The organism is Mycolicibacter icosiumassiliensis, from assembly GCF_900078685.2.
Lineage (GTDB): Bacteria > Actinomycetota > Actinomycetes > Mycobacteriales > Mycobacteriaceae > Mycobacterium > Mycobacterium icosiumassiliensis.
Map to the genome: position 1 here is coordinate 2,762,596 of NZ_LT546166.1, position 25,877 is coordinate 2,788,472.

The window sequence follows — 25,877 nt, forward strand, 5'->3', positions numbered from 1 at the left end:
GGGTCGGTGACGGTGTGCGGGGGTCTGGGGCGGCGCGGGTTTGATCGTGCACTCGAGGCGGTCCAGCGGCTGGGGGCTCAGCTGGTGGCGAGGTGATCGACCGGCAGCCGGTCATCCAGTGACGGCGGCAACAACAAACCCCTGCTCCGGGGCGAACACCCGGAATGTCTTGTCCACCATCGCCTGCACCCAGCGCCGGCCCCGGACAAGATCTCGTCAGGTGACGACCTGCACCACCGGGTCGTGCAGCACCGGGAAGTTGACGGAGTTGGCGATGAAGCAGATCCGGTGCGCGTCGGAATGCAATGCCAGCGCCCGCTCCACCATCTGCGCGTCGACCACTTCGATTCGCGGCTGCAGGACGACAGTGGTGAAGTGTCCGCCCTCGGTGTTCTCGATCATCGTGCCGACCGGCCGGTCCTCGTAGGAGACGACCGCCACGCCGTTGACCGAACACAGATACAGGTAGGACAGCATGTGGCATTGGGATAGCGCGGCCAGCAGCAGCTGCTCGGGGTTCCACCGTGTCGGATCACCGCGGAAAGCCGGGTCGGCGGAGCCGGATATGGCGGGGCATCCGGCAGCGGCCACCTCGTGCTCTCGCCCGTAGGCGCGATAGTCGCTGGTCCCGCTGCCGCGATTACCGGTCCAGCAGACCTCCACGGTGTAGCTGTGTTGCGTGGACATTCGGCCTCCATGGGCTATGAGGTGCGGGCTCGTCACCACAGCACACCGTAGACGCCGGCGAGGGCGAGAATCCTGGCCATCGGTCAGCCCCACCGGTCGATGACATCGCCGGCCGGTTGCCCGGCCGCCAGCGCCGCCATCAGCAGGATCCGTGCCTGCGGCGGCCTCAGCCGCGGCACCATCAGCGCGCCGGCCTCCACCAGGGCCCGGCCCGGGCCGTAGTCCGCGCCGATGCGCCCATCCGGAACCCGGCTGGACACCGCGACCACGAGTCCGGCCGCACAGTGCCGGCGCACCCCCTCGATCACCGCAGTCGTGGCGTTGCCCGACCCGAGCGCGGACAACACCACCCCGCGCGCACCGGCGGCGGCGCAGGCATCCAGGGCGACGGTGTCGGCGCCCGCGTACAGCGCCACGACATCGACGCGCGGCACGGTGGCCGGCGCACCGAGGTGGGGCCGAGTCTTGTCACCGGACAGCGTGACCCGGCCGTCGGCGACGCTGCCCAGCAGGGGACCGGTGAAGCCGGTCAACCCGGTGATGGTGGCCTTCTGCAGCCCCAACGGGGCCAGCACCCGGCCGGCGAAGCACATCAGCACGCCCAGTCCCCGGGCCGCCGGATCCGCGGCCAGGGCCAGGGCGTCTCGCAAGTTGCCCGGCCCGTCGGCGTCGGGGGCGTCCGCGCCGCGCTGAGCCCCGGTCAGCACGACCGGCGCGTCCCCGGCATAGCCGAGTTCCAGCCAGAGCGCACCCTCTTCGCAGGTGTCGGTGCCGTGGGTGACGACCACCCCGTCGGCGCCGTCGTCCACCGCGGCATTGACCGCGGCCAGGAGCGCAGCCCAGTCGGCCGGGCCCAGTTCCGAGCTATCCCGCGCCATCAGGTCCACCACGGTGACGTCCGCTGCGCCGGTGTCCGCGAGCAAGTCCGAGCCGCTCCGGGCGGGCCGCAGCGCCCCGTCGCCCTGGGTGCTGCAGGAGATGGTGCCGCCGGTGGTGATGACGGTCAGGCGCTTGGACAGCATGCCGCGATCATGCCGCACCTGGGTTAAGGGATGATGGGGGCGTGACTGACGAAACAACCGACTCGACCGAGACGGAGGTGGACCCGGTCCCGGCCCCCGAGTCGGAGCCGGCCGCCCCGCCCCGCCGGCTGGGGCTGCTGCTGTCGGTGGCCGCGGTGGTGCTGATCGCCGACGTCGTCACCAAGGTGCTCGCGGTGAAGATGCTCACCCCCGGCCAGCCGGTGCCGATCATCGGCGACACCGTGACCTGGACCCTGGTCCGCAACTCCGGCGCCGCGTTCTCGATGGCCACCAGCTACACCTGGGTGTTGACCCTGATCGCCAGCTCGGTGGTGCTCGGCATCATCTGGATGTCGCGCCGCCTGGTGTCGCCCTGGTGGGCGATCGGGCTGGGGATGATCCTCGGCGGGGCGCTGGGCAACCTGGTGGACCGGTTCTTCCGGGCACCCGGGCATCTGCAGGGTCACGTGGTCGACTTCCTGTCGATCGGCTGGTGGCCGGTGTTCAACGTCGCCGACCCCGCGGTAGTAGGCGGTGCGATCCTGCTGGTGGCGCTGTCGGTGTTCGGCTTCGACTTCGACGCGGTGGGTCGTCGGCGTGCTGGCGACGGCGAGCAAGCCTGATGCGGCTGTGACGGAACGATCCATGCCGGTCCCCGAGGGGCTGGCCGGCATGCGGGTGGACGCCGGGCTGGCCCGCCTGCTGGGCCTGTCCCGCAATGTCGTCGCGACGCTGGCCGAAAACGGCGACGTGGAACTGGACGGCGTGGCTGCCGGCAAGTCCGATCGGCTCGCCGCCGGTGCGTGGCTTCAGGTGCGGCTGCCCGAAGCACCGCCCCCGCTGGAGAACATCGCGGCCGAGGTCGAGGGCATGACGATCTTGTACTCCGATGCCGACATCGTCGCCGTCGACAAACCACCCGGCGTCGCTGCGCACGCGTCCGTGGGCTGGACGGGGCCGACGGTGCTGGGCGGCCTGGCCGCGGCCGGCTATCGAATCACCACGTCCGGGGTTCCCGAGCGGCAGGGCATCGTGCACCGCCTGGATGTTGGGACCTCCGGGGTGATGGTGGTGGCGATCTCCGAACGCGCCTACACCGCACTCAAACGCGCGTTCAAGGCGCGCACGGTGGAGAAGCGCTACCACGCCCTGGTACAGGGCCATCCGGACCCGTCCAGTGGCACCATCGACGCACCGATCGGCCGACATCACGGACCGGACTGGAAATTCGCCGTGACCGCCGATGGTCGCCACAGCATCACCCACTACGACACGGTGGAGGCGTTCGTCGCCGCGAGCCTGCTCGACGTGCACCTGGAAACCGGCCGCACCCACCAGATCCGGGTGCACTTCTCGGCCCTGCGGCATCCCTGCTGCGGCGACCTCACCTACGGGGCCGACCCGACGCTGGCGCGCAAGCTCGGGCTGGAACGCCAGTGGTTGCACGCCCGCTCGCTGGCCTTCGCCCACCCTGGCGACGGGCGGCGCATCGAGATCACCAGCGAATACCCCGCCGACCTGCAACACGCCTTAGACGTGCTGCGCTGCGATTCCCGTTGACCTGCGCGGAGTCAACCCCAGTCAGCCAAAGTCAGCCAACCATTTGGACCAAACCAGTCCAGTACACCGCCTACGTTCACCGAGGCATTCCAGAGTGCCTCCAGTGGGTTGATGCCTGTATCGGGGATCGTCCAGTAGTTGGTCAGCCCGTCGGTGAACGACGGATCAGCACCGACGCCGGCGATCTGGTCCGGCGTCAACCCGAGGTACTCCAGGTGTGTGACGAACAGTCCAGTCAAGGTGGTAACCAACGTCGATAGATCTGAGACGGGGTTCTTCGGCCACTCGGCCCACGCGTCTCCGGCTATGGTGAACACATCGGTCGGGTATAGGTCATTCGGGGTCGTCACGCCGAGCAGATTGCCGAGACCCATGAATTGCAGTAGTTGTTCGACAGGCTCACGAAGCCACTCCGACAATGACGGCAGCAGACTACTGAGCAATCCGCCGTGGGCCGAGGCGGTGTCCCCGACAAAGATGAAGTGCAGGGCATCGGAGGGGATGCCCGCATCGTGTAACAGCTGCATCGCCTGCCCGGCCGCCACCGCGCTCTCCGAGTAGCCCACGATCAACAGTGGGTTCTCCGCGTTGAAGTCGCCCGACGCCATCTGCGCTTTGATCGCCGCGACCAGGCTGGCGACTTCGGTGTCGACCCTGTCGTCCCAATTGGGGAAGAAGTTGGTCAAGGGGTACGTCACCGGCACGGTGTTGCCGGTGAATCCCATCGGTTCCAGGTACAGCCGGTCGACACTCGACAAGTAGGTATTGCCGGGTACCGGCCACCCACCGGGCCCCATGATCAGCGCCGTACCGTTCCCCAGATGGATGTCCGCAAGCCCGGCGGTCAGCAGCACGTCGCGCGTGCTGGCGTACGACGCCGGTGCGGTGACTCCGGTGGCGGCGATCAAGCCGGCAGTGCCGATAATGCTGGCCGTCTTCATTGCGTTAGCGTGCACCAACGGTCCGCCTCATCAGGCTATACGCTCCCCATGTCTACCATCATCAGCTACGGGCAGGCAGCGTACCCGAGACCAGTCCAGGCGTTCACATGCGGTGAGGAGCGGACCGCCGAAGCGCCGGCGCTCGGCGCATTGTCAGCCGTTTGGCTTGCGGGCCTCGACCAGCACCCGGGTGGCGTGCGCGACGAAGCACCCCTGCGACTCGATCTGCTCGTGCATCTCGCGCAGTCGGTCATGATGATCGTCGACCGCAAAGTCAGGCACGGTCCAGATCACTTTGCGCAGGAAGTAGATGACCGCGCCCACGTCGAAGAACTCGGCCCGGAGCCGCTCGAGCCGCAGATCGAGCACTTCCATGCCGGCGGCCGCCGCCTCGGCTCGCACCGCATCCGGTTGGTATTGGGCACCTTTGCCCGGCATCGGCCCGAGAAAGAACTCGCTGAGCTCCAGCATCGTCGCCGGCCCGATCTGCTGGGCGAAGTAGTGACCGCCGGGCCGCAGCACGCGCGCGATCTCGTCCCACCATGTCGCCAACGGGTGGCGGCTGCTGACCAGATCGAATGCTTCATCGCCGAAGGGCAGTGGCGGCCGGTCCGGCACCGTCACCACCACCACGCCACGCCGATGAAGCAACTCGGTGGCGCGTGCCGCATTCGGCGGCCAGGACTCGGTGGCCGCCATCGTCGGGGGGAACGTGCCGAACTCCTCGATACCTGCCAGCACCTCGCCACCACCGGTGTTCAGGTCGACCGCGGCCGAGACACCCGACAGCCGCCTGGCCAGCTGACGTTGATAGCCCCAGGACGGGCGTTGTTCGGTGGCGCGGCCGTCAAGCCAGGAGAACTCCCAGCCGTCGACGGGTGCGGCGGCGGCCTCGGCCACCAGTTCGTCGAAGCTTCGCGACATCGAGGTAATTAGCTCGATTCGTCGGCCGGTTTGGATGACTTCGGCGGCCGGATCTTGAAGGAGATACGCAGTTTGGTGCGGTAGATGATCCCGCCCTTGTCGTCGAGTGTGAGGTCCTGCTCGACGACCTGGGCGACGCGGATGTCATCGATGGTCTGCTTGGCCCGGTGCACCGCTTCGGCCGCGGCGTTCTCCCAGGACGACGGGCTGGTCCCGATGATGTCGATCACCCGGTACACGCTCATGTATGCCTCTCCTCGCTTGCGCCGAACCTCAACGTAGTGCACGGCGGCGGCCGCTGTCCCGGGAAACGACAGCCGAAGAGACACGGGCAACGACACGCCCGGAAAGCGTCAGAGGTGGGCCATAGACTGGCGGTCCTATGGACAGTTCATCGTCGCGGTCCTTCGTGCACCTGCATAACCACACCGAGTACTCGATGCTCGATGGCGCGGCGAAGATCGCCCCGATGCTGGCTGAGGCGCAGCGCTTGGAGATGCCCGCGATCGGGATGACCGACCACGGAAACATGTTCGGCGCCAGTGAGTTCTACAACGCGGCGACCAAGGTCGGCATCAAGCCGATCATCGGGGTGGAGGCCTACATCGCCCCCGGTTCTCGTTTCGACACCCGCCGGGTCCACTGGGGCGACCCGAGCCAGAAGAGCGACGACGTCTCCGGCAGTGGCTCCTACACCCACCTGACCATGGTCGCCGAGAACGCCACCGGGTTGCGCAACCTGTTCAAGCTGTCGTCGCTGGCCTCCTTCGAGGGCCAGCTCGGCAAGTGGTCGCGGATGGACGCCGAGATCATCGCCGAGCATGCCGAGGGCATCATCGCCACCACCGGCTGCCCGTCCGGGGAGGTGCAGACTCGACTGCGCCTCGGTCATGAGCGCGAGGCGCTGGAGTCGGCCGCCAAATGGCGGGAGATCTTCGGCCCGGAGAACTACTTCCTGGAGGTGATGGACCACGGGCTGTCCATCGAGCGTCGGGTCCGCGACGGGCTGTTGGAGGTCGGGCGCAAGCTCGGCATCCCGACGTTGGCCACCAACGACTGCCACTACGTCACCCGCGATGCCTCCAGCAGCCATGAGGCACTGCTGTGTGTGCAGACCGGCAAGACGCTGTCGGATCCCACGCGGTTCAAGTTCGACGGCGACGGCTACTACCTGAAGTCGGCCGCCGAGATGCGCGCGCTCTGGGATGACCAGCTACCCGAGGCGTGTGACTCCACCCTGCTGATCGCCGAGCGGGTGCAGTCCTATGCCGACGTATGGACCCCGCGTGACCGGATGCCGGTGTTTCCCGTCCCCGACGGCCATGACCAGGGCTCCTGGCTGCGCCACGAGGTGCAGGCCGGCCTGGAACGGCGCTTCCCGGCCGGCGTGCCGACTGAGTACACCGACCGCGCCTCCTACGAGATCGACGTCATCTGCGGCAAGGGATTTCCGGCCTACTTCCTGATCGTCGCGGACTTGATCAACTACGCCCGCTCGATCAACATCCGGGTGGGCCCGGGCCGGGGGTCGGCTGCCGGGTCGCTGGTGGCCTACGCGCTGGGCATCACCAATATCGACCCTATTCCGCACGGTTTGCTGTTCGAACGCTTCCTCAACCCGGAACGGCCGTCGGCGCCCGATATCGATATCGACTTCGACGACCGTCGCCGAGGCGAGATGGTGCGCTATGCCGCCGAGCGGTGGGGCAGTGACCGGGTAGCCCAGGTGATTACCTTCGGCACCATTAAAACCAAAGCGGCACTGAAAGATTCAGCCCGTGTGAATTATGGCCAACCGGGCTATGCCATTGCCGACCGGATCACTAAGGCACTTCCGCCGCCGATCATGGCCAAGGACATCCCGCTGTCGGGCATCACCGACCCCAACCACGAGCGGTACAAGGAGGCCGCCGAGGTTCGGGCGTTGATCGACACCGACCCCGATGTGCGCACCATCTACGAGACGGCGCGAGGCCTGGAGGGCCTGGTCCGCAACGCCGGTGTGCACGCCTGCGCGGTGATCATGAGCTCCGAGCCGCTGATCGAGGCGATCCCGTTGTGGAAGCGGCCGCAGGACGGCGCCATCATCACCGGCTGGGACTACCCGTCGTGTGAAGAAATCGGCCTGCTGAAGATGGACTTCCTGGGCCTGCGCAACCTGACGATCATCGGTGACTGCCTGGAGAACATCAAAGCCAACCGGGGCATCGACCTGGATCTGGACACCTTGCCCTTCGATGACCCGCTCACCTACGAACTGCTGGGCCGCGGCGACACCCTGGGTGTGTTCCAGCTCGACGGTGGCCCGATGCGCGACCTGCTGCGCCGCATGCAGCCCACCGAATTCAACGACATCGTCGCCGTGCTGGCGCTGTATCGGCCCGGCCCGATGGGCATGAACGCCCACAACGACTACGCCGACCGCAAGAACGAGCGCCAGGCCATCAAGCCCATCCATCCCGAACTCGAAGAGCCGCTGCGCGACATCCTCTCGGAGACCTACGGCCTGATCGTCTACCAAGAGCAGATCATGTTCATCGCCCAGAAGGTGGCCTCCTACACCATGGGCAAGGCCGATGCGCTGCGTAAGGCCATGGGCAAGAAGAAACTTGAAGTGCTCGAAGCCGAATACAAGGGCTTTTATGAGGGGATGACCGCCAACGGATTCTCCGAAAAGGCCGTGAAGGCGTTGTGGGACACCATCCTTCCGTTCGCCGGCTACGCGTTCAACAAATCACACGCGGCCGGCTACGGCCTGGTGTCGTACTGGACCGCCTATCTCAAGGCCAACTATCCGGCCGAATACATGGCCGGGCTGTTGACGTCGGTCGGTGACGACAAAGACAAGGCCGCGGTGTATCTGGCCGACTGCCGCCGGCTGGGGATCACCGTGCTGCCGCCGGACGTCAACGAATCCGAGTTGAACTTCGCTTCGGTGGGCGAAGACATCCGCTACGGGCTGGGGGCGGTGCGCAACGTCGGCGCCAATGTGGTCGGCTCGCTGATCAACACCCGGACCCATAAGGGCCGGTTCACCGACTTCTCCGACTACCTCAACAAGATCGACATCGCGGCCTGCAACAAGAAGGTCACCGAATCCTTGATCAAGGCCGGTGCCTTCGACTCGCTGGGGCATCCGCGCAAGGGCCTGTTCCTGGTGCACACCGACGCGGTCGACTCGGTGCTGGGCACCAAGAAGGCCGAAGCGGTGGGCCAGTTCGACCTGTTCGGCGGGGGAGACGGCGACAGCGCAGGAACCGATGCTGTTTTCGGCATCAAAGTGCCCGACGAGGAGTGGGCCGACAAACACAAGCTGGCCCTAGAACGGGAGATGCTCGGACTCTACGTTTCCGGGCACCCGCTGAACGGCATCGCGCATCTGCTGGCCGCCCAGGTCGACACCCAGATCCCGGCGATCTTGGAGGGCGACATCGCCTCCGACACCCAGGTGCGGGTCGGCGGAATCCTGGCGTCGGTGAACCGCCGGGTCAACAAGAACGGGCTGCCCTGGGCCTCGGCGCAATTGGAGGATCTCACCGGCGGTATCGAGGTGATGTTCTTTCCGCAGACCTACTCGGCGTTCGGCGCCGAGGTCGCCGACGACGCCGTGGTGCTGGTCAGCGCCAAGGTCAACATCCGCGATGACCGGATCTCGTTGATCGCCAACGAATTGGTGGTGCCGGATTTCTCCGCCAATGCCGCGGATCGGCCGCTGGCGGTGAGCCTTCCGACCCGACAATGCACCATGGACAAGGTCAGTGCGCTTAAGCAGGTGCTGACCCGCCATCCCGGTACCGCGCAGGTGCAACTGCGGCTGATCAGCGGGGAGCGCATCACCGTGCTGGAGCTGGATCCCTCGCTGCGGGTGACGCCATCTTCGGCGCTGATGGGGGATCTGAAGGCCTTGCTCGGCCCCGGCTGTCTGGGCGGGTAGCCGGGGGATATCGCGCTGTCTGGCCACAGGTTGCGGGTTCGGCTGCGCCGCAACCTGACCAGGCATCTCAGAACTTGTAGCGCAGCACTCGGGCCTTGCCGGCCACCGACTTGAATCGGCCGGCAAGCCGAGTCATTGTGCGGGCAGGGCCGGGAAACGAATCCACCTCGGCGGCGTGTGCCAGGCAGGCCTGTTCGACCAGCCGCAGCCGCGGCTTCCACCGCTCCGGTGTGTGCGGGTCGGTGAAGCCGGGGTTGGCCCAGACCCGGCGCAGCATGGTGAACATTCCCCGCGGCGCGAGCTTCATGCCCAGCCAGCTGAGCGCCCCGACCCGCCCGTAGTCGTTGAATGCCAGCTCGCCGGTGACGAAATGGTCGATGGCGTGCCCGATCAGCGCGATGACCTGCGGTTCGGTGAGAAAGGCGAACAGTCCATCGGCGATCACCATGGTGGGTCGCCCGACCGGGATGCCGGTTGTCCAGTCCGTGCCGGTCAGATCGGCGGCGATCACGTGCTCCGCGGGCTGAGCCGGCACCACCTTCTCGCGCAGTGCGATCACGTGCGGCAGATCGATGCTGTACCAGTCGACACCGGCTGGCGGTTGCACCCGGGCCAACGGCTCGTTGAGCCCGACGCCGAGGTCGACCACCACCGCATCGGGGTGCGCAGCCGTGTACGCGCGGACGCGCTCATCGAGCATCTTGGCGCGGAGGGCGGTTTGGCGCACCACACTTGCCGGGATCCGGAAGGCGGGAAAGTCGTAATCGATCAGGCCGACGACCCGGTCGGAGAACTCGTCACCGAGGATCGGGATGGGAGCACGACAGTCCAGTGCGCGCGCGTACGCGGTGAGGAACGCTGTCTGCTCGACCAAACTGAACTCGGTGACGGCAATCGGCATGGGCTCACCGTAGGCGATGTCGACCGCAGCGACCCGTAAGCGCAATCCCGCGCCTTCGCCACGGCGGCGCCACTAACGTCGACGCCATGGAAATCGTCAGGGAGACTCTGCAGGCCTCGACTATCGCGGTGGCAGCCGATGGCGCGCTCGGCTCCATCACGCTGAGCCGTCCGGACAAGCTCAACCCGCTGGGCACGGTGACACTCGACGAGTTGGTGGTGGCGGCCCGCTGGTTCGACGCCCGGCCCGCGATCAAGGTGGTGGTCGTGGCCGGCAGCGGCCGGGCGTTCTCTGCCGGCGCCGACCTGGCCGCGTTTGTGGCCGGCGCCGACGGGGCCGGGGCGCTGCGGGAGGCTGCCGACGCGGGACGGCGGATGGCGGATGCGATTGAAGCCATGCGGGCGGTGACGGTGGCGCGGCTGCACGGTCACTGCGTGGGCGGCGGCGTCGTGTTGGCCGCAGCGTGCGATCTGCGGGTGGCCGCCGAGGGCACCCGGTTCTCGATTCCGGAGGTTGACCTGGGTATTCCGTTGGCCTGGGGCGGTATCCCGCGGTTGGTCCGCGAGATCGGGCCGGCGCTCACCAAGGAACTCGTGATGACCTGCCGCCCGTTCGGTGCCGCCGAGGCCAAGGCGATCGGGTTCCTCAATCGGGTCGTGCCCGAGGCCGACCTCGACGCGGAGGTCGACGAGCTGGTGGGCCAGCTGGTCAGCAAATCCGCGCTCACGTTGGGCGGCACCAAACGGCAGGTCAACGCGGTGACCGAGGGCATGGTGGGGACCACGCGCAGCTGGAACGACGCCGATGCGCTGGTCACTGCGGTGCACGACGCCGAGTCGCAGGCCTCGGCCATGGCGTATCTGGAACGGGTCAGTCGCCGCTGAGGCGGTCACGAGCAGGAGGAACAGATGACTGCGACGTCACCGGTGAGCACCTTGTGCGAGGCGTTTCAGCGCACGGCGACGATCGATCCGGACGCGGTCGCGGTGCGCACCGTCGGCGACACCCAGACGCTGACCTGGCGCGAGTACGCCGATCAGGTTCGCCAGGTGGCGGCCGGCCTGGCCGGGCTCGGGGTACGCCGAGGCGACACGGTGTCGCTGATGATGGCGAACCGGATCGAGTTCTACCCGTTGGAGGTCGGCGCCCAGCATGTGGGCGCCACCTCGTTCTCGGTGTACAACACCCTGCCCGCCGAGCAGCTCGGCTATCTGTTCGCCAATGCCGGCACCAAAGTCGTGTTGTGTGAGCAGGCCTATGTCGAGACCATCCGGGCCAGCGGAGCGGCGATCGAACACATTGTCTGCGTGGACGGACGCCCGGACGGCACCTTGTCGGTCGCGGACCTGCTGGCCGCCGCCGATAGCGACTTTGATTTCGAATCCGCTTGGCGGGCAGTGCAGCCCGACGACGTCGTCACCCTGATCTATACCTCCGGAACCACTGGCTCGCCTAAGGGGGTGGAGATGACGCACACCAATCTGTTGTTCGAGGCAGCGGCACTCGACGCGGTGCTCGGGGTGCGCTTCGGGGACCGGATCACCTCCTATCTGCCCTCGGCGCACATCGCCGACCGTGCGATGTCCCTGTACAACTCCGAGATCGCCGGAGTGCAGGTGACCGTGGTGCCCGACGCGCGCCAGATCGGTGCGGCACTGCCGGATGTGCGGCCGACGATCTGGGGTGCGGTACCGCGGGTATGGGAGAAACTCAAGGCGGCAACCGAATTCGCTGTAGCGGGGGAGCCGGACGACAATCGCCGCGCCGCGCTGCAATGGGCGCTGGCAGTTGGTGCCAAACGGTCCGCGGCGCAACTGGCCGGCGAACAGGTCTCCGACGAACTGGCCGCGGAGTGGGCGCAGGCCGACGAGCTGGTGCTGTCCAAGCTTCGGGCCAAGCTGGGTCTGGACGAGCTGCGGTGGGCGGTGTCGGGCGCGGCGCCGATTCCCAAGGAGACCATCGCGTTCTTCGCGGGCCTGGGGATTCCGATCTGCGAGGTCTGGGGCATGTCGGAACTCAGTTGTGTGGCGTCGACCGTGCATCCGCGGGACGCCCGGCTCGGTACGGTCGGAAAGTTGTTGCCGGGATTGGAAAGCCGCATCGCCGACGACGGGGAGTTCTTGGTGCGGGGGCCCCTGGTGATGCGGGGTTACCGCCAGGAGCCGGCCAAGACCGCCGAGGCGATCGACGCCGACGGATGGCTGCACACCGGCGACATCCTCGAGCAGGATGCCGACGGCTATCTGCGGGTGGTCGACCGCAAGAAGGAACTGATCATCAACGCGGCGGGCAAGAACATGTCGCCGGCGAACATCGAGAATGCGATTTTGGCGGCCTGCCCGATGATCGGGGCGATGGTCACCATCGGCGATTCCCGGCCGTACAACACCGCGCTGATGGTGTTCGACGCCGACTCGGTGGCGCCTTATGCCGCTGCCCATGGGCTGTCGGCGGCGACACCGGCAGCGCTGGCCGATGACCCGGGCGTGATGTCGAACAGATCAAGCGTTTCCGGGTGTTGCCCGCGCTGTGGGAACCCGGTGGCGACGAGGTCACCCTGACGATGAAACTCAAACGGCGGCCGATCGCGGTGAAATACGCCGAGGAGATCGCGAGCCTCTACGCCTCCGAACCCGGCTCCGAGGTACATCAGCCCCGGGGCGCCCAAACAGAGCCGACGACCACCGCCTCCCGCAGCGGGCTTAGTCCTGCTTGATGCCGAGAACGAGCCAGGCCGCTGTACAGATACCGGCGGCGGTCAGGACCGCGGCAGCGGCGCTGGACGTCACGGCGCCGACGATCAGCAGGGCGGCCAAGCCGATGGCCAGCGCAACCAGTTTGTAGGCCGGCCAGGGCACACCGGCGATGGGCACTTGCTGCCCGAAGCGTTCGGCCGTGGTCATGCATTTAACGGTACGCGATAATCAATTGTTAGGCTAGCCGAAATCTGCAGGCCGGATTGTTGTGTGGCCGACCCGGGCTAGTCTGGACCACATGCCTCTGAGCGGAGAATATGCCCCCAGCCCGTGGGATTGGTCCCGCGAGAACGCCGAGAAGTACATGTCATCCGGCGGCACCGAGGGAACCGACATGAAGGGCATGCCGGTCATTCTGCTGACCACGGTCGGCGCCAAGACCGGCAAGCTGCGTAAGACCCCGCTGATGCGGGTGGAACACGACGGCCAGTACGCGATCGTCGCGTCGCTGGGCGGGGCCCCGAAGAACCCGGTCTGGTACCACAACGTCGTCAAGAATCCGCGTGTCGAACTGCAGGACGGACCCGTCACCGGTGACTACGACGCCCGCGAGGTGTTCGGCGAGGAAAAGTCGCAGTGGTGGCAGCGCGCCGTGGCGGCCTATCCGGACTACGCCGAGTATCAGGAAAAGACCGAGCGCCAGATCCCGGTGTTCGTCCTGACCCCGGTGGGCTGAACACCCCGTTGGGTGACACCATATTGCGGTGTCCGCCGAACTGCGCCAGAACCGAAGTGGCTCCAATTCAGGCCCCGCAAAGGTCTCCTCGATGGGTCCGTTGACCGCGGCCGACATCGACGCGGCGGCCAAGCGGATCGCCGGCGTGGTCGCGCCCACCCCGCTGCAATACAGCGACCGGCTCTCCGAGCTGACCGGCGCCAACGTCTATCTCAAGCGCGAAGACCTGCAGTCGGTGCGCTCTTACAAGCTGCGTGGCGCCTACAACCTGCTGGTCCAGCTCAGCGAGTCCGAGCTCGCCGCCGGCGTGGTGTGCTCGTCGGCCGGTAACCACGCACAGGGATTCGCCTACGCCTGCCGGTCGCTGGGTGTCCACGGCCGGGTCTACGTGCCGGCCAAGACCCCGAAGCAGAAGCGTGACCGCATCCGTTACCACGGCGGCGAGTTCATCGAGCTGATCGTCGGCGGCGCGACCTACGACCTGGCTGCCGAGGCGGCCCTGGCCGATGTCGCGCGCACCGGTGCGACGCTGGTGCCACCCTACGACGACCTGCGGACCATGGCGGGCCAGGGCACCATCGCGGTGGAGATACTCGACCAGCTCGACACCGAACCGGATTTGGTGGTGGTGCCGGTCGGTGGCGGCGGCTGCATCTCGGGCATCACCACCTACTTGGCCGAGCGGACCACCAAGAGCGCGGTGCTGGGCGTGGAGCCGGCCGGCGCCGCCTCAATGATGGCCGCGCTGGCCGCGGGGGAATTGGTGAGCCTGGACCACGTCGACCAGTTCGTCGACGGCGCGGCCGTCCGGCGCGCCGGGGCTCTGCCGTTTGCGGTGCTGTCCGGGGCCGGTGACATGGTGGCGGTGACCACCGTCGACGAAGGTGCGGTCTGCACCGCGATGCTCGACCTGTATCAGAACGAGGGAATCATCGCCGAGCCGGCAGGCGCCCTCTCGGTGGCGGCACTGTTGGCGGCTGACATCACCCCGGGTGCCACGGTGGTGTGCCTGATCTCCGGTGGTAACAACGACGTGTCCCGGTACGGCGAAATCCTGGAGCGCTCGCTGGTGCACTTGGGTCTCAAGCACTACTTCCTGGTCGACTTCCCCCAGGAACCGGGCGCGCTGCGGCGCTTCCTCGACGAGGTTCTGGGGCCCAGCGACGACGTCACCCTGTTCGAGTACGTCAAACGCAACAACCGGGAGACCGGTGAGGCCCTGGTCGGGGTGCAACTGGGATCGGCTGCCGATCTCGACGGACTGCTGGACCGCATGCGTACCTCGGAGATCCACGTCGAGCCATTGGAGCCGGGCTCTCCGGCGTATCGCTACCTGCTGTAAGAGAGTGATTGCTGCCTAGCATCTTGATGCGCCGATGCTATGATGTTTAGATGCGAACCACCGTGGATCTGCCCGACGACCTGCATCGGCAGGCGCAGGCGATCGCGCGGGATACCCGCCGCACGATCAGTGAGACGATCGCCGATCTGATGCGGCGCGGTCTGGGGCAGGGCGCTGCCGCGCGCGTGCACGAAAGCCAGCTGACTGGCCTGCCGGTGATACATCTCGGGACCGTGGTCACCTCAGAGGATGTCCGGTCCCTGGAGGACGAGGGTTGACCACGTTGCTCGACGCCAACGTGCTGGTGGCGCTGCTGGTCGATGACCATGTGCACCATCGACCGGCGGAGCGGTGGCTTTCGGCCAGCAGTTCCGGCTTTGCGACGTGCCCGTTGACCCAGGGCAGCCTGGTTCGGCTGCTGCTCAGGCAGGGGCAGACGGCGGCCACCGCGAGGGAGCTCGTCGGCGCCGTCGCACGAGATCCCCGGCACGAATTCTGGCCGGACAGCCTGTCATTCGCCGATGTCACGCTCGCCGGTGTCATCGGCCAGCGGCAGGTGACCGATGCGTATCTGGCGCAACTGGCCAGAGCCCACAACGGTCGACTCGCCACCTTCGACCGGGGTTTGGCGCAACTGCACAACGACGTAGCGGACTTGGTTCCGGCTGATTAGCGGGTTGGCAACGCCATCGGCTCACCGGCTCTTGCGCAGGACGGTCAGTGAGCGCGGCGTCACGGTCACGACCTGGCCGGCGTCGACCACCAGGTCGGTGCTGCCGGCCGGATGGGCGGTGTCGATCACCGCGGTCCAGGCCTGCGCGTATTCGGTATTGGGCGTGACGAAGTCCACTGGTGTCTCACCTGCGTTGAAGCACAGCAGAAATGAGTCGTCGATGATCCGCTGCCCGCGCTCATCCGGTTCGGGCAGTGCCTCACCGTTGAGGAAAACCATGACGCACCTGCCGAATTCGCTGCCCCAGTCCTGCGGGGTCATCTCGTCTCCGGCCGGTGTCAGCCAAGCGATGTCCCGCACCTCGTCGCCGCCGCGGATCGGCCGGCCGTCGAAGAACCGGCGCCGGCGGAACACCGGATGGGTGGTGCGCAGCGTGGTCAGGGCCCGGGTGAATGCGAGCCGGTCGGCGTTGCTCTCAACCATCGTCCAGTCCATCCAAGACAACTCGGAGTCCTGGCAGTAGGCGTTGTTGTTGCCGTGTTGGGAGCGGCCCATCTCGTCGCCGTGCAAGATCATCGGGGTGCCCTGGCTGATCAGCAGGGTGGCCATGATGTTGCGGACTTGGTGGGCTCGCAGCGCCAGGATGGCGGGGTCGTCGGTCGGGCCCTCCACACCGCAGTTCCACGACCGATTGTGACTCTCGCCGTCGCGGTTGTCCTCGCCGTTGGCTTCGTTGTGCTTCTCGTTGTAGGACACCAGGTCCGCCAGCGTGAAACCGTCATGGCAGGTGACGAAGTTGATGCTCGCGCTGGGACGCCGCCCGGTTGCCTCGTACAGGTCCGAGGAGCCGGTCAGCCGGGAGGCGAACTCACCGAGGGTCTCCGGTTCACCACGCCAGTAGTCGCGCACGGTGTCGCGGTATTTGCCGTTCCATTCCGTCCACAGCCCGGGGAAGTTGCCCACCTGATAGCCGCCTTCGCCGACGTCCCAGGGTTCGGCGATCAGCTTCACCTGGCTGACTACCGGGTCCTGTTGCACCAGATCGAAGAACGCGGACAGCCGATCGACGTCATGCAGTTCCCGAGCCAGCGTGGAGGCCAGGTCGAAGCGGAAGCCGTCGACGTGCATCTCGGTCACCCAATAACGCAACGAGTCCATGATCAGCTGCAGGGTGTGCGGATGACGGGCGTTAAGGCTGTTGCCGGTGCCGGTGTAGTCGGTGTAGTGCCGCAGATCGTCTTCGTCGAGCCGGTAGTAGGCGGCGTTGTCGATACCGCGGAAGTTGAGCGTGGGGCCCAGGTGGTTACCTTCGGCGGTGTGGTTGTAGACCACGTCGAGGATCACCTCGATGCCGGCTTGGTGGAACGCCCGCACCATCGCCTTGAACTCGGCCACCGCGCCGCCGGCCTGGCGACTGGCCGCGTACTCGTTGTGCGGCGCGAAGAACCCGAATGTGTTGTACCCCCAGTAGTTCCGCAGCCCCAGCTCCCGCAGCCGCTGATCGTGCAAGAACTGGTGGACCGGCATCAACTCGATGGCCGTCACGTTCAGCGATTTGAGATGGTCGATGATCACCGGGTGCGCCAGCCCGGCGTAGGTGCCGCGCAATTCGGCGGGAATGCCCGGATGGGTCTGGGTCATGCCTTTGACGTGCGCCTCGTAGATGATCGTCCGGTGGTACGGGGTGCACGGTGAGCGGTCGGCCGCCCAGTCGAAGTAGGGGTTGATCACCACGCTGGTCATGGTGTGGCCCAGCGAGTCCAGTGACGGGGGAGCGCCGTCGTTGTCGGGATCGGCTAGGTCGTAGGAGAACAGCTCCGGGCCGAAGTCGAACGCGCCGTGAAACGCCTTCCCGTAGGGGTCCAGCAGCAGCTTGCCGGGATCGCAACGCTGGCCGGCGGCCGGGTTGAACGGCCCGTGTACCCGGAAGCCGTAGTGCTGTCCGGGGCCGACTCCGGGCAGGTAAGCGTGCCAGACGTACCCGTCGACCTCATCGAGACCGATCCGGGTCTCGCTGTGGTCGCGGTCGTCGATCAGGCAGAGCTCGACGCGGTCGGCGACCTCGGAGAACACCGCGAAGTTGGTGCCGGCCCCGTCGTACACCGCGCCCAGTGGATAGCTGCTTCCGGGCCATACCGTGGGCGCGGACGGCTCCGGTGTGGCCTGGGGGCCCGACTGCGCCGACGACACCGCTCGACCTTATCCGCTTTCCCGGCGTCTGCCGCCGAGCGCGGCCGGGTTCACCACCACCCGGTGGCCGCACCCATCTGTCGACCGAGTTCTCCGGTCATGGTGCGCATGTAGGTCGCCGACAGGTGATGAGAGTCGTGGTAGACCAGCACATTCCCCTCGACCGCGCGGCAGATCTCTTTGTCGCAGACGGCGTCCGAGAGGTCCAGCGGCTTGAGCAGTGGGAATTTGCCGACGAAGTCCAGGGTGGGGTTGCGTTCGGCGAGCACTTCGGAGCGTTTGATGCCGCAGGATTCCGCGTCACCGCCGGAGGCCAGGCAGTCCGCCGGCTGGAACGGGTCGCCGTCGCGCACCAGCCACGGCGTGTCGCGGACACCCAGGATGGGAATGTGGTTGTCCGACAGCTGCTTCCAGATCCCGATATAGGTTCCCGGCATCACATCCCCGGGCTTGATGTTCCACGGCCGGGTGGCGGTGGTGAACACGAAGTCCGGGTGGTCGGCGATCAACTTGTTCATCGTCTTACCCACCCATTCGTAGCACTGCGGGTAGGGGGCGTTGTTGCCCATGATCAGCGGGACCTTCTCGGTGGACAGCGGACAGCCCATCTTGAGGTAGGTGACCACCTTGAAGTGGTGCCGCTGGCCGAGGATGTCCAGCGCGGGCAGCCAGTGTTCGGCGTGCGATCCGCCGGCCAGCGCGACGGTCCGGGTCGCCTCCGGGTCGCCGTAGGTGCAGTTGATCAGCGCCGGATTGGTGAAGTTGCTGATGCAGTTGTCCCGAGTAGAGCGCGGCAGGTCCTTCTTGGCCTCCAGGATGGTGGGCCGCATCCGAAGTTTGGGCACTCGCTTGTGCTTGAGCAGTGCGCGGGCGCCGGGGTAGTCATCCTTACTGAGTTTGACCAGCTCGGTGCCGCTGGCCCGCTGCACGGTGACGTGCTCCCGCCAGGAGAACGACGTCGCCGTCAGCGCCACCCCCAGCAGCACCACGGTCGAGCCCAGCACCATGGTCGGTCGTCGAAGCTGGGGAAGCCACCCGCCGGCCGAGGGCTTGCGCCACCGCGGGCGCAGCACCGGTGCGGCGCCCGCGGCGGCCGGTTTGCGCGCGCGCAGCGGATCTTCGACGAACCGGGTGGTCAGATAGGCCAACACGCCCGACACCAGCAGGATCACCGCACCATCCAGCAGGCTCGCGTGCCGATGCCCGCTGTAAGACAGCCAGAAGATCAGCAGCGGCCAGTGCCACAGGTACAACGAGTAGGCCATCGAGCCGAGCGTGACCAGCGGCGCCGCCGCCAGCCACCGGTTGGGCCACGGCAGTTTGGCGCTGGTGCTCGGGCGGGCTTGCCGGTTGGCCCCGGCCAGGATGAACGCCACCGTGGCCCCGACCGGCACCAGCGCCCATGGGCCGGGGAACTCTCGCACGCCCTCGATCAGCGCCCCACAGCTCAGGATGGCCGCCAGCGCCACCGTGCCGATGGCGGTCCGCAGCCACATCGGCCAGCGGATGTAGGGGACCAGCGCTCCGACCAGCGCGCCGATCAACAGCTCCCAGGCGCGAGCGAAGCTGTTGTAGTAGGCCAGCGATTGATTGGCCTGGTGCGCGACGATCGCATACCAGAACGAGGCCACGGTCAGCGCCGTGAGCAGCACGACGAACGCGGCCCGCAGGTGCTTGCCGAGCACGCGCCGGAACAGCAAGGCAAAGCCGAAGACCAGCAGCAGGAAGCTCAGGTAGAACTGGCCCTGCACCGACATCGACCAGATGTGCTGCAGGGGGCTGACTGCCTCGCCGGCCTGCAGGTAATCGGCGGCGCTGCGGGCCAACTCCCAGTTCTGGTAGTAGCCCAGGCTGGCCAGGCTCTGGTCGGCGAAGGTCTCCCAGCGGGTCTGCGGCTGGATCCAGATGGTCAGCACCGCGCAGGCCGCCAGCACCACCACCAGGGCGGGCAGCAGCCGGCGGACCAGCCGGACCAGGTCGGGGACCGGTGACAGCGACGAGGTCGGGTTCAGCGCGACCCGCAGCAGCTTGCCGCCGAAGAAGAAACCCGAGAGCGCCAGGAAGACATCGACCCCGCCGGAGACCCGCCCGAACCAGACGTGGAACACCGCTACCAACGCGATGGCGACGCCCCGCAGACCGTCGAGGTCGTGGCGGTAGAAACCCGCCTTGCGGCTGCCCATCGCGGTGATCGACCCGGGGGTCGGAACCGACCCGGATGCGGGTCCCTCAGCAGGTGTTACCGCCGGTCGGGGCGGGGACAGGGCAATCATGATCGCCCGACAATCTACCTAACCTGCCTGGAGAAACCGCATTCTGCGCGGTGTGACGTCGGCCGAGTCGGTCAGGGAAGGACCCGGGTCAGGTAGGGGACCATGTTGGAGGTGCGCGCCGGTGAGACCGAGACCGCGGGGCTGGTGCCCTCGATCATCTGGTTGTTACCCAGGTACAGCGCGACGCTCTGGGTGCCGCCGGGGCCGTAGCACAGCAGACGTCGCCGACGTCCGGGTCTGCGGCGCCATCGGCGTCATCGAATGCCGGGAGCCGGTGGACATGGCCGTTGCCACTCGCGCTGCGTTGGCCCACGGGGTCTGGCTGCGCCCGTTCCGCAACCTGGTCTACGCGATGCCGCCCTACGTCTGTACGCCCGAAGAGATCGCCCGGATCGGCGGCGCGATGGTGGGCACGGCGCATGCCTTAACCTGAACAGTGTTCAAGTCGTCTCGAGACCGCACAGGGAGCGCCGCGTGACCCGCACCGATGTGTCGCCACTGGCCTGGTTGGCCGAGGTGGAGCAGCGGCGCCGTCTGGCCGGCCTACGACGGTCACTGCGGGTGCGACCCGTCGTCACAGGCGAACTAGACCTGGCATCCAACGACTACCTCGGCCTGGCGACCCACCCGGCCGTCATCGCCGGCGGTGTGGCGGCGCTGCAGACCTGGGGCGCCGGCGCCGGAGGGTCGCGCCTGGTGACCGGCAACACCGAACTGCATCAGCAGTTCGAGCAGCAGTTGGCCGACTTCGTCGGTGCGCCAGCGGGTTTGGTGTTCTCCTCCGGGTACACCGCCAACCTCGGCGCGGTGGTCAGCCTGTCCGGGCCGGGTGCACTGCTGGTGTCCGACGCCTACTGTCACGCATCGTTGGTGGACGCCTGCCGACTGTCTCGGGCGCGGGTCGTTATCACCGAGCACCGTGACGTGGATGCGGTGGCCGCGGCACTGGCCGGCCGGACCGAGGAACGCGCCGTGGTACTCACCGAGTCGGTGTTCAGCACTGACGGGGCGCTGGCCCCGCTGCGACAGCTGCACGAAGTGTGCCGCCGGCACGGCGCGCTGCTCATCGTCGATGAGGCGCACGCGCTGGGCGTGCGCGGCGCCGGCGGCCGCGGGCTGGTGCACGAGGTCGGGCTGGCCGGGGCGCCCGATGTGGTGATCACCACGACGTTGTCGAAGGCCCTGGGCAGTCAGGGCGGCGCGGTGCTGGGGCCCGTCGAGGTTCGCGATCACCTCATCGATGCCGCCCGTACGTTCATCTTCGACACCGGTCTCGCCCCGGCGGCGCTGGGTGCCGCCTCGGCCGCCCTGGACGTGCTGGTCGCCGAGCCGTCCCGCGCCGCCGACGTCTTGCGGAACGCCGGCGTGCTGGCGCAGATCTGCGGGCTGGACCACCAACCGGGCTCGTGCGGCGGTCCCAGCTTCGCCTCTCCTTCGTCGAGCCTCGCTGAACCACCGGAATCCGCCGTGGTCTCGGTCATTCTCGGGGACGCCGAGGTGGCGGTAGCCGCCGCCACCGCCTGCCTGGACGCCGGGGTGCGGGTGGGCTGTTTCCGGCCGCCCACGGTCCCGGCGGGCACCTCGCGGCTGCGGTTGACCGCGCGGGCTTCGCTGACCGGCGACGACCTGGAGCTGGCGCGACGGGTGCTCGGCGAGGTGCTGCGCGACCATCCCGCTCTGTCGTTATGACCGTCCTGGTCATCACCGGCACCGGCACCGGGGTGGGCAAGACGATCGCCACCGCCGCGCTGGCCGGGCCGCTGCATGTCGGTCAACGAGCTGCGGGTGGTGGCAGCCCGGGCCCGCGCGCTGTTGGTGGGTCCGTTGACGTCCCCGCCGCCGTAGACGAAGGGCACCCCACGCTGTGACAGCGCCCGCTGGATCACCCGCTCGACGAGCTGGTTCTGACCGGTCTGTGACAGCGGGTCGGCATAGGCGGGCGCGGCACTCAGCGCCGGGGCCAGGGCCGCCGCCAATGTGATCGCGGTAGCGCAGGCGCGTTTCATCAGGTACAACCCCCTTCTCGGCCGATATTCACGGCAGTATCACTCGTCACTTCTGTCACAGAGACTACCGGCGTTTACGCGCAGGGAGCCGCCGCGGGAGAGAAATTGCGCAACCTGTGACCCAACGGTTACGCCGGTGGCCACTACTGTCGTCAGGCATGTCCGCGTTGACTCCCGACCAGATCAGCGCCATCGACGCCGCACACCTGTGGCACCCGTACAGCACGATCGGCGCCGAATCTCTGGCGCCGACGGTGGCGCTGGCCGCCCGGGGCGCCTACCTGACCCTGGCCGTCGACGATGCGCCGGTCGAGGTGCTCGACGCGATGAGCTCCTGGTGGACGGCGATCCACGGCCACGGCCACCCCGAACTGGATGCCGCCCTCACGGCGCAACTGGGCACCATGAGCCACGTCATGTTCGGCGGGCTCACCCACGAACCCGCCGCTCGGCTGGCCCAGCTGCTGGTGGAGATCACCCCGGCCGGGCTGGACACGGTGTTCTTCTCCGACTCGGGGTCGGTGTCGGTGGAGGTCGCGGTCAAGATGGCGCTGCAGTACTGGCGCGCTCGCGGCCGCGACGCCAAACACCGGCTGATGACCTGGCGCGGCGGCTACCACGGCGACACCTTCACCCCGATGAGCATCTGCGACCCCGACGGGGGAATGCACTCGCTGTGGCGCGATGTCTTGGTGGCACAGCTGTTCGCGCCGCAGGTGCCCCGCGACTACGACCCGGCCTACAGCGCCGCCTTCGAGGCGCAGCTGGAGCAGCACCGCGACGAGGTGGCGGCCGTCGTGGTGGAGCCGGTGGTGCAGGGTGCCGGCGGTATGCGCTTCCACGATCCGCGCTACCTGGCGGACCTGCGCCAGGCCTGCCCCCGCCACGGCGTGCTGTTGATCTTCGACGAGATCGCCACCGGCTTCGGCCGCACCGGTGAGCTCTTCGCCGCCGACCACGTGGGCGTGAGCCCCGACATCATGTGCGTCGGCAAGGCCATGACCGGCGGCTACCTGAGCCTGGCCGCCACCCTGTGCAGCACCGAGATCGCCCACACCATCAGCGGCGGCGAGGCCGGCGCACTGATGCACGGGCCGACGTTCATGGCGAACCCGCTGGCCTGCGCGGTCTCGGTCGCCAGCACTGAGTTGCTGCTGCGCCAGGACTGGCGGGCGTCGGGGACGTGGCGGTATGCAAACCGGTCCAGACCGGCACCGCCGACGGCGACGACGACCTGGCCGAGGTCGGGCGACTGTCGGGTGTGACCGAACTGTTCGCCGCGGCCCGCTATCCGGCGCCGTTGGCCCCGGTGGCCGCGGCCGAGCAGGCCGGGATGGCGCTGCCGACCCGGGCGGACCTGCTGGCGAGGATCCGGGCGGTCGACCGCCCGGGGCGACTGACCCTGGTGGAGGGCGCCGGTGGTCTGCTGGTGGAGCTGGCCGCCGACGGCGTCACCCTTCGCGATCTGGCCGTCGACCTGGGTGCAGCCGTGCTGGTGGTGGTCGACGCCGAACTGGGCACCCTTAACCACACCGCTCTGACCCTGGAATCACTTGCCGGACAAGGGTTGTCGTGCGCCGGGTTGGTGATCGGCAGCTGGCCGGCTCAGCCCGGGCCGGCTGCCACCAGCAACCGCGGGGCGCTGGCCCGGCAGGCGCCGGTACGCGCCGTGCTGCCGGCAGGATCCGGAGCGCTGGGCGCCGCGGAGTTCGCCGTTATGAGTGCTGCAGCGTTCGACACCGACTGGGTGCGCACCCTGGCGGGGTAGCGATGGTGCACTCGATCGAGCTGGTCTTCGACGCCGACACCGAGACCGCGGTCCGGCGGATCTGGACCGATCTGGCCGCCGCCGGGGTGCCCAGCCAGGCCCCGGCCGCCCGACCGCACGTCACCCTGGTGGTCGCCCAGCGCATCGATCCGCACGTCGACGTCGCGCTGGCCACCGTTGCCGACCGACTGCCGATGCCCTGCACGCTTGGCGCGACGCTGATCTTCGGCCGCTCGCACGGCGTACTGGCACGGCTGGTGGTGCCGACGGTGGCACTGCTGGAGCTGCACGAGCAGGTGTATCGGTTATGCGTACCCCACCTGATACCCGGCCCGCTGGCCAACGTGGCGCCCGGCCAGTGGACGGCGCACACCACGCTGGCCCGCCGGGTCGGTCCGGCCCAGTTGGGCCGGGCTCAGCGCACCGCGGGCCGGTCCGACATCACCGGGCGATTTATCGGGCTGCGGCGGTGGGATGGCAACGCGCGGACTGAATATCCGATCTAGGTGCCAGCTGACAGTTAGGCCAACGGAGTCGTCGTGATCGGACCACGACTCACCGGAAACTCCTCACAGCCACGTTGTGAATAACGCGATCCTGACAAAGGCTTCAGTCGGTGTGTCGGACAGTCGGTGTGTCGGCGATCCCTGCTATAATCGAATGTATGTTCGAACCGTTCTCGTCGAGGCTTCCGTCTCCGGAGTCGGTCGCGCGACTCAATGAGCGGTTTGCCCGGCGTTATCCGTCGGTGACGCCGGAGTCGGCTGTCTTGATGGAGCGGATCTGTGCGGCGGGTCGGGCGGAGAATCGGGCGGCGGCGGCGCAGTTGGTGGCGATTGGGGAGTTGTTTGCGCTGCGGTTGAGCGGGTGTGGTGAGACCGAGGAGTGGGCGGTGGACACCGAGGCGGCGGTGGCTGCGGAGGTGGCGGCGGCGTTGCGGATCAGTCAGGGGCTGACGGGCAGTCGGTTGCACTATGCCCGGGCGATGCGTGAACGGTTGCCGCAGGTGACTGAGGTGTTCAAGGCCGGCGACATCGATATGCGGTTGTTTCAGACGCTGGTGTATCGCACCGGGTTGATCACCGACCCGGAGGTGCTGGCGGCCGTCGACGCCCAGTTGGCGGCGCAGGTGCCACGGTGGCCGTCGCTGACCAAGAGCCGGTTGGCGGGAAAGGTCGACAAGATCGTGGCCAAAGTCGACGCCGATGCGGTGCGCCGTCGCAAAGAGCGGCAGGCTGAACGCGAGATCGTGTTCGGGGATTTTGCCGAAGGTGGTATCTCGGAGATCCAAGGCAGTCTGTTCAGCGTTGATGCGCGAGCGGTGGACAAGGCGCTGGATGCGTTGGCCGCCACGGTCTGTGAGCACGATCCACGCACTCGCGACCAGCGGCGGGCCGATGCGATGGGGGCGTTGGCAGCGCGGGCCGATCGGCTGGGTTGCCGCTGCGGCCGCTCTGACTGTACGGCCGGAGGCCGGGCGGCCGCTTCGCCGGTGGTGATTCATGTGATCGCCGAGCAGGCCACCGTCGACGGGACTGGTGATGCGCCGGGTTCATTGGTCGAAGCCGATGGGCTGATCCCGCCGGAGTTGGTCGCCGAGCTCGCCCGATCGGCCCGGTTGGTGTCGTTGGTGCACCCCGCCGATGCCCCGCCGGAGCCCGGGTATGTGCCCTCGAAAGCGCTGGCTGATTTTGTGCGGTGCCGGGATCTGACGTGTCGCTGGCCGGGCTGTGACCGGCCAGCAGTCGAGTGCGACCTCGACCATACTATTCCTCGTGGCGACGGTGGTGTTACCCATGGTTCCAATCTCAAATGCTATTGCCGCACACATCATTTGGTGAAAACCTTCTGGGGGTGGCGTGATCAGCAGCTGCCCGACGGGACGGTGATCCTGACTTCGCCGTCGGGGCAGACCTACGTCACGACCCCGGGCAGTTCCCTGCTGTTCCCGCACTTGTGTGCACCCACCGGGAACCTGCCGGCACCCAAGCGGCGCAACGATGACCGCTGCGGTGACCGCACCGCGATGATGCCCCGACGGCGACGCACCCGCGCCCAACACCGCGCGAACCGGATCGCGGCCGAACGAAACCAAAACCGCAAAGCCCGCCAAGCCCGACGCGCCGCGTCCGAGGTCATCTGGTTCCCCAAAGCGGCACGCAGCATCGACCCTGACGATCCACCGCCCTTCTAAGGCGCGAAGCACCGGCGCCACGGGCAATAC

Annotated in this window: 21 protein-coding genes and 4 pseudogenes; 16 read left to right on the top strand and 9 right to left on the bottom strand. The window is 67.6% G+C overall.

The window, feature by feature from the left end; translation table 11 throughout:
- Window positions 1-216: 216 nt before the first annotated feature.
- Both BN4346_RS37135 and BN4346_RS37140 read right to left on the bottom strand, forming a co-directional pair.
- Window positions 217-687: an OsmC family protein gene (locus BN4346_RS37135; protein WP_067973315.1), complete on the bottom strand. Its 471-nt coding sequence runs from the start codon at window positions 685-687 to the stop codon at window positions 217-219.
- A gap of 83 nt (window positions 688-770) precedes the next feature.
- A complete protein-coding gene (locus BN4346_RS37140) occupies window positions 771-1,709 on the bottom strand; it encodes an asparaginase (protein ID WP_067973386.1) in 939 nt (312 codons plus the stop codon).
- 41 nt (window positions 1,710-1,750) lie between these two features.
- On the opposite strand from BN4346_RS37140, the gene lspA reads away from it, so the two are divergent.
- Both lspA and BN4346_RS37150 read left to right on the top strand, forming a co-directional pair.
- Entirely contained in the window at window positions 1,751-2,332 is a 582-nt protein-coding gene (gene lspA / locus BN4346_RS37145; protein ID WP_078058672.1) for a signal peptidase II, read from the top strand.
- A gap of 7 nt (window positions 2,333-2,339) precedes the next feature.
- Window positions 2,340-3,269, top strand: a complete 930-nt coding sequence (locus BN4346_RS37150) for an RluA family pseudouridine synthase (RefSeq protein ID WP_067973391.1) — start codon at window positions 2,340-2,342, stop codon at window positions 3,267-3,269.
- An 11-nt stretch (window positions 3,270-3,280) separates the two neighbouring features.
- On the opposite strand, the gene BN4346_RS37155 is transcribed toward BN4346_RS37150, so the two are convergent.
- From BN4346_RS37155 to BN4346_RS37165, 3 genes are all read right to left on the bottom strand, one after another.
- On the bottom strand, window positions 3,281-4,210 hold the full coding sequence (locus tag BN4346_RS37155) for a PE-PPE domain-containing protein (protein WP_067973318.1): 930 nt from the start codon (window positions 4,208-4,210) through the stop codon (window positions 3,281-3,283).
- Window positions 4,211-4,363: 153 nt separating this feature from the next.
- Entirely contained in the window at window positions 4,364-5,134 is a 771-nt protein-coding gene (locus BN4346_RS37160; protein WP_067973321.1) for a methyltransferase domain-containing protein, read from the bottom strand.
- 8 nt (window positions 5,135-5,142) lie between these two features.
- Entirely contained in the window at window positions 5,143-5,379 is a 237-nt protein-coding gene (locus tag BN4346_RS37165) for a dodecin family protein (RefSeq protein WP_024443139.1), read from the bottom strand.
- 137 nt (window positions 5,380-5,516) lie between these two features.
- Here BN4346_RS37165 and dnaE point away from each other — a divergent pair, with 137 nt between their 5' ends.
- On the top strand, window positions 5,517-9,068 hold the full coding sequence (gene dnaE, locus BN4346_RS37170) for a DNA polymerase III subunit alpha (RefSeq protein WP_067973323.1): 3,552 nt from the start codon (window positions 5,517-5,519) through the stop codon (window positions 9,066-9,068).
- A gap of 67 nt (window positions 9,069-9,135) precedes the next feature.
- Here dnaE and BN4346_RS37175 read toward each other — a convergent pair whose 3' ends face one another.
- Window positions 9,136-9,969: a class I SAM-dependent methyltransferase gene (locus BN4346_RS37175; protein WP_067973393.1), complete on the bottom strand. Its 834-nt coding sequence runs from the start codon at window positions 9,967-9,969 to the stop codon at window positions 9,136-9,138.
- Between the two features lie 86 nt (window positions 9,970-10,055).
- Between BN4346_RS37175 and BN4346_RS37180 the strand changes: the two genes are divergently transcribed.
- Window positions 10,056-10,853, top strand: a complete 798-nt coding sequence (locus BN4346_RS37180) for an enoyl-CoA hydratase/isomerase family protein (protein WP_067973326.1) — start codon at window positions 10,056-10,058, stop codon at window positions 10,851-10,853.
- Between the two features lie 24 nt (window positions 10,854-10,877).
- A pseudogene (gene fadD11 / locus BN4346_RS37185) lies at window positions 10,878-12,685 on the top strand (fatty acid--CoA ligase FadD11).
- On the opposite strand, the gene BN4346_RS37190 reads toward fadD11, so the two are convergent.
- Complete coding sequence (locus BN4346_RS37190; protein ID WP_067973328.1) at window positions 12,672-12,872, bottom strand: hypothetical protein; 201 nt, start codon at window positions 12,870-12,872, stop codon at window positions 12,672-12,674. The pseudogene fadD11 and the gene BN4346_RS37190 sit on opposite strands and share 14 nt — an antisense overlap.
- A gap of 91 nt (window positions 12,873-12,963) precedes the next feature.
- On the opposite strand from BN4346_RS37190, the gene BN4346_RS37195 reads away from it, so the two are divergent.
- Genes BN4346_RS37195 through BN4346_RS37210 form a run of 4 tightly spaced genes read left to right on the top strand, consistent with a single transcriptional unit; the run spans window position 12,964 to window position 15,416 of the window.
- Window positions 12,964-13,401: a nitroreductase family deazaflavin-dependent oxidoreductase gene (locus BN4346_RS37195; protein ID WP_067973332.1), complete on the top strand. Its 438-nt coding sequence runs from the start codon at window positions 12,964-12,966 to the stop codon at window positions 13,399-13,401.
- 28 nt (window positions 13,402-13,429) lie between these two features.
- Window positions 13,430-14,743, top strand: a complete 1,314-nt coding sequence (gene ilvA / locus BN4346_RS37200) for a threonine ammonia-lyase IlvA (protein ID WP_407695084.1) — start codon at window positions 13,430-13,432, stop codon at window positions 14,741-14,743.
- Between the two features lie 50 nt (window positions 14,744-14,793).
- Window positions 14,794-15,021, top strand: coding sequence for an antitoxin (locus BN4346_RS37205; protein ID WP_067973341.1), 228 nt, complete (start codon window positions 14,794-14,796; stop codon window positions 15,019-15,021).
- Window positions 15,018-15,416: a TA system VapC family ribonuclease toxin gene (locus BN4346_RS37210; protein ID WP_067973342.1), complete on the top strand. Its 399-nt coding sequence runs from the start codon at window positions 15,018-15,020 to the stop codon at window positions 15,414-15,416. Before BN4346_RS37205 ends, BN4346_RS37210 begins: the two co-directional genes overlap by 4 nt.
- Before the next feature lie 21 nt (window positions 15,417-15,437).
- On the opposite strand, the gene glgX is transcribed toward BN4346_RS37210, so the two are convergent.
- Window positions 15,438-17,606: a glycogen debranching protein GlgX gene (gene glgX, locus BN4346_RS37215; RefSeq protein ID WP_067973344.1), complete on the bottom strand. Its 2,169-nt coding sequence runs from the start codon at window positions 17,604-17,606 to the stop codon at window positions 15,438-15,440.
- 50 nt (window positions 17,607-17,656) lie between these two features.
- The gene (locus BN4346_RS37220) at window positions 17,657-19,879 is read right to left on the bottom strand and encodes an acyltransferase family protein (protein WP_407695085.1); all 2,223 of its coding nucleotides are present in this window, start codon (window positions 19,877-19,879) and stop codon (window positions 17,657-17,659) included.
- A gap of 220 nt (window positions 19,880-20,099) precedes the next feature.
- Between BN4346_RS37220 and BN4346_RS37230 the strand changes: the two are divergent.
- The 7 genes and pseudogenes from BN4346_RS37230 to BN4346_RS37260 all read left to right on the top strand — a co-directional run.
- Window positions 20,100-20,312: pseudogene (locus BN4346_RS37230) on the top strand (aminotransferase class III-fold pyridoxal phosphate-dependent enzyme); the annotation flags it as partial.
- 41 nt (window positions 20,313-20,353) lie between these two features.
- Complete coding sequence (locus BN4346_RS37235; protein ID WP_067973351.1) at window positions 20,354-21,568, top strand: 8-amino-7-oxononanoate synthase; 1,215 nt, start codon at window positions 20,354-20,356, stop codon at window positions 21,566-21,568.
- Entirely contained in the window at window positions 21,565-21,747 is a 183-nt protein-coding gene (locus BN4346_RS49940) for a hypothetical protein (protein WP_067973353.1), read from the top strand. The genes BN4346_RS37235 and BN4346_RS49940 overlap by 4 nt, the downstream gene beginning before the upstream one ends.
- A gap of 296 nt (window positions 21,748-22,043) precedes the next feature.
- Window positions 22,044-23,057 (top strand): annotated as a pseudogene (locus tag BN4346_RS37245) (adenosylmethionine--8-amino-7-oxononanoate transaminase); the annotation flags it as partial.
- A pseudogene (gene bioD, locus BN4346_RS37250) lies at window positions 23,054-23,653 on the top strand (ATP-dependent dethiobiotin synthetase BioD); the annotation flags it as partial. The pseudogenes BN4346_RS37245 and bioD, both read left to right, overlap by 4 nt.
- A 2-nt stretch (window positions 23,654-23,655) precedes the next feature.
- Window positions 23,656-24,159: a 2'-5' RNA ligase family protein gene (locus tag BN4346_RS37255; protein ID WP_067973357.1), complete on the top strand. Its 504-nt coding sequence runs from the start codon at window positions 23,656-23,658 to the stop codon at window positions 24,157-24,159.
- Window positions 24,160-24,317: 158 nt separating this feature from the next.
- A complete protein-coding gene (locus BN4346_RS37260) occupies window positions 24,318-25,847 on the top strand; it encodes an HNH endonuclease signature motif containing protein (RefSeq protein ID WP_067973358.1) in 1,530 nt (509 codons plus the stop codon).
- Window positions 25,848-25,877: the final 30 nt, after the last annotated feature.

What these genes read in the sequence shown, in the direction of transcription:
- BN4346_RS37260 (WP_067973358.1), top strand. Translation starts at nt 24,318, where the DNA reads ATGTTCGAACCGTTCTCGTCGAGGCTTCCGTCTCCGGAGTCGGTCGCG.
- BN4346_RS37175 (WP_067973393.1), bottom strand. Translation starts at nt 9,969, where the DNA reads ATGCCGATTGCCGTCACCGAGTTCAGTTTGGTCGAGCAGACAGCGTTC.
- BN4346_RS37180 (WP_067973326.1), top strand. Translation starts at nt 10,056, where the DNA reads ATGGAAATCGTCAGGGAGACTCTGCAGGCCTCGACTATCGCGGTGGCA.
- dnaE (WP_067973323.1), top strand. Translation starts at nt 5,517, where the DNA reads ATGGACAGTTCATCGTCGCGGTCCTTCGTGCACCTGCATAACCACACC.
- BN4346_RS37140 (WP_067973386.1), bottom strand. Translation starts at nt 1,709, where the DNA reads ATGCTGTCCAAGCGCCTGACCGTCATCACCACCGGCGGCACCATCTCC.
- BN4346_RS37165 (WP_024443139.1), bottom strand. Translation starts at nt 5,379, where the DNA reads ATGAGCGTGTACCGGGTGATCGACATCATCGGGACCAGCCCGTCGTCC.
- BN4346_RS37255 (WP_067973357.1), top strand. Translation starts at nt 23,656, where the DNA reads ATGGTGCACTCGATCGAGCTGGTCTTCGACGCCGACACCGAGACCGCG.
- BN4346_RS37135 (WP_067973315.1), bottom strand. Translation starts at nt 687, where the DNA reads ATGTCCACGCAACACAGCTACACCGTGGAGGTCTGCTGGACCGGTAAT.
- BN4346_RS37160 (WP_067973321.1), bottom strand. Translation starts at nt 5,134, where the DNA reads ATGTCGCGAAGCTTCGACGAACTGGTGGCCGAGGCCGCCGCCGCACCC.
- BN4346_RS37220 (WP_407695085.1), bottom strand. Translation starts at nt 19,879, where the DNA reads ATGATTGCCCTGTCCCCGCCCCGACCGGCGGTAACACCTGCTGAGGGA.
- BN4346_RS37190 (WP_067973328.1), bottom strand. Translation starts at nt 12,872, where the DNA reads ATGACCACGGCCGAACGCTTCGGGCAGCAAGTGCCCATCGCCGGTGTG.
- BN4346_RS37195 (WP_067973332.1), top strand. Translation starts at nt 12,964, where the DNA reads ATGCCTCTGAGCGGAGAATATGCCCCCAGCCCGTGGGATTGGTCCCGC.
- BN4346_RS37205 (WP_067973341.1), top strand. Translation starts at nt 14,794, where the DNA reads ATGCGAACCACCGTGGATCTGCCCGACGACCTGCATCGGCAGGCGCAG.
- BN4346_RS37155 (WP_067973318.1), bottom strand. Translation starts at nt 4,210, where the DNA reads ATGAAGACGGCCAGCATTATCGGCACTGCCGGCTTGATCGCCGCCACC.
- BN4346_RS49940 (WP_067973353.1), top strand. Translation starts at nt 21,565, where the DNA reads ATGACCGTCCTGGTCATCACCGGCACCGGCACCGGGGTGGGCAAGACG.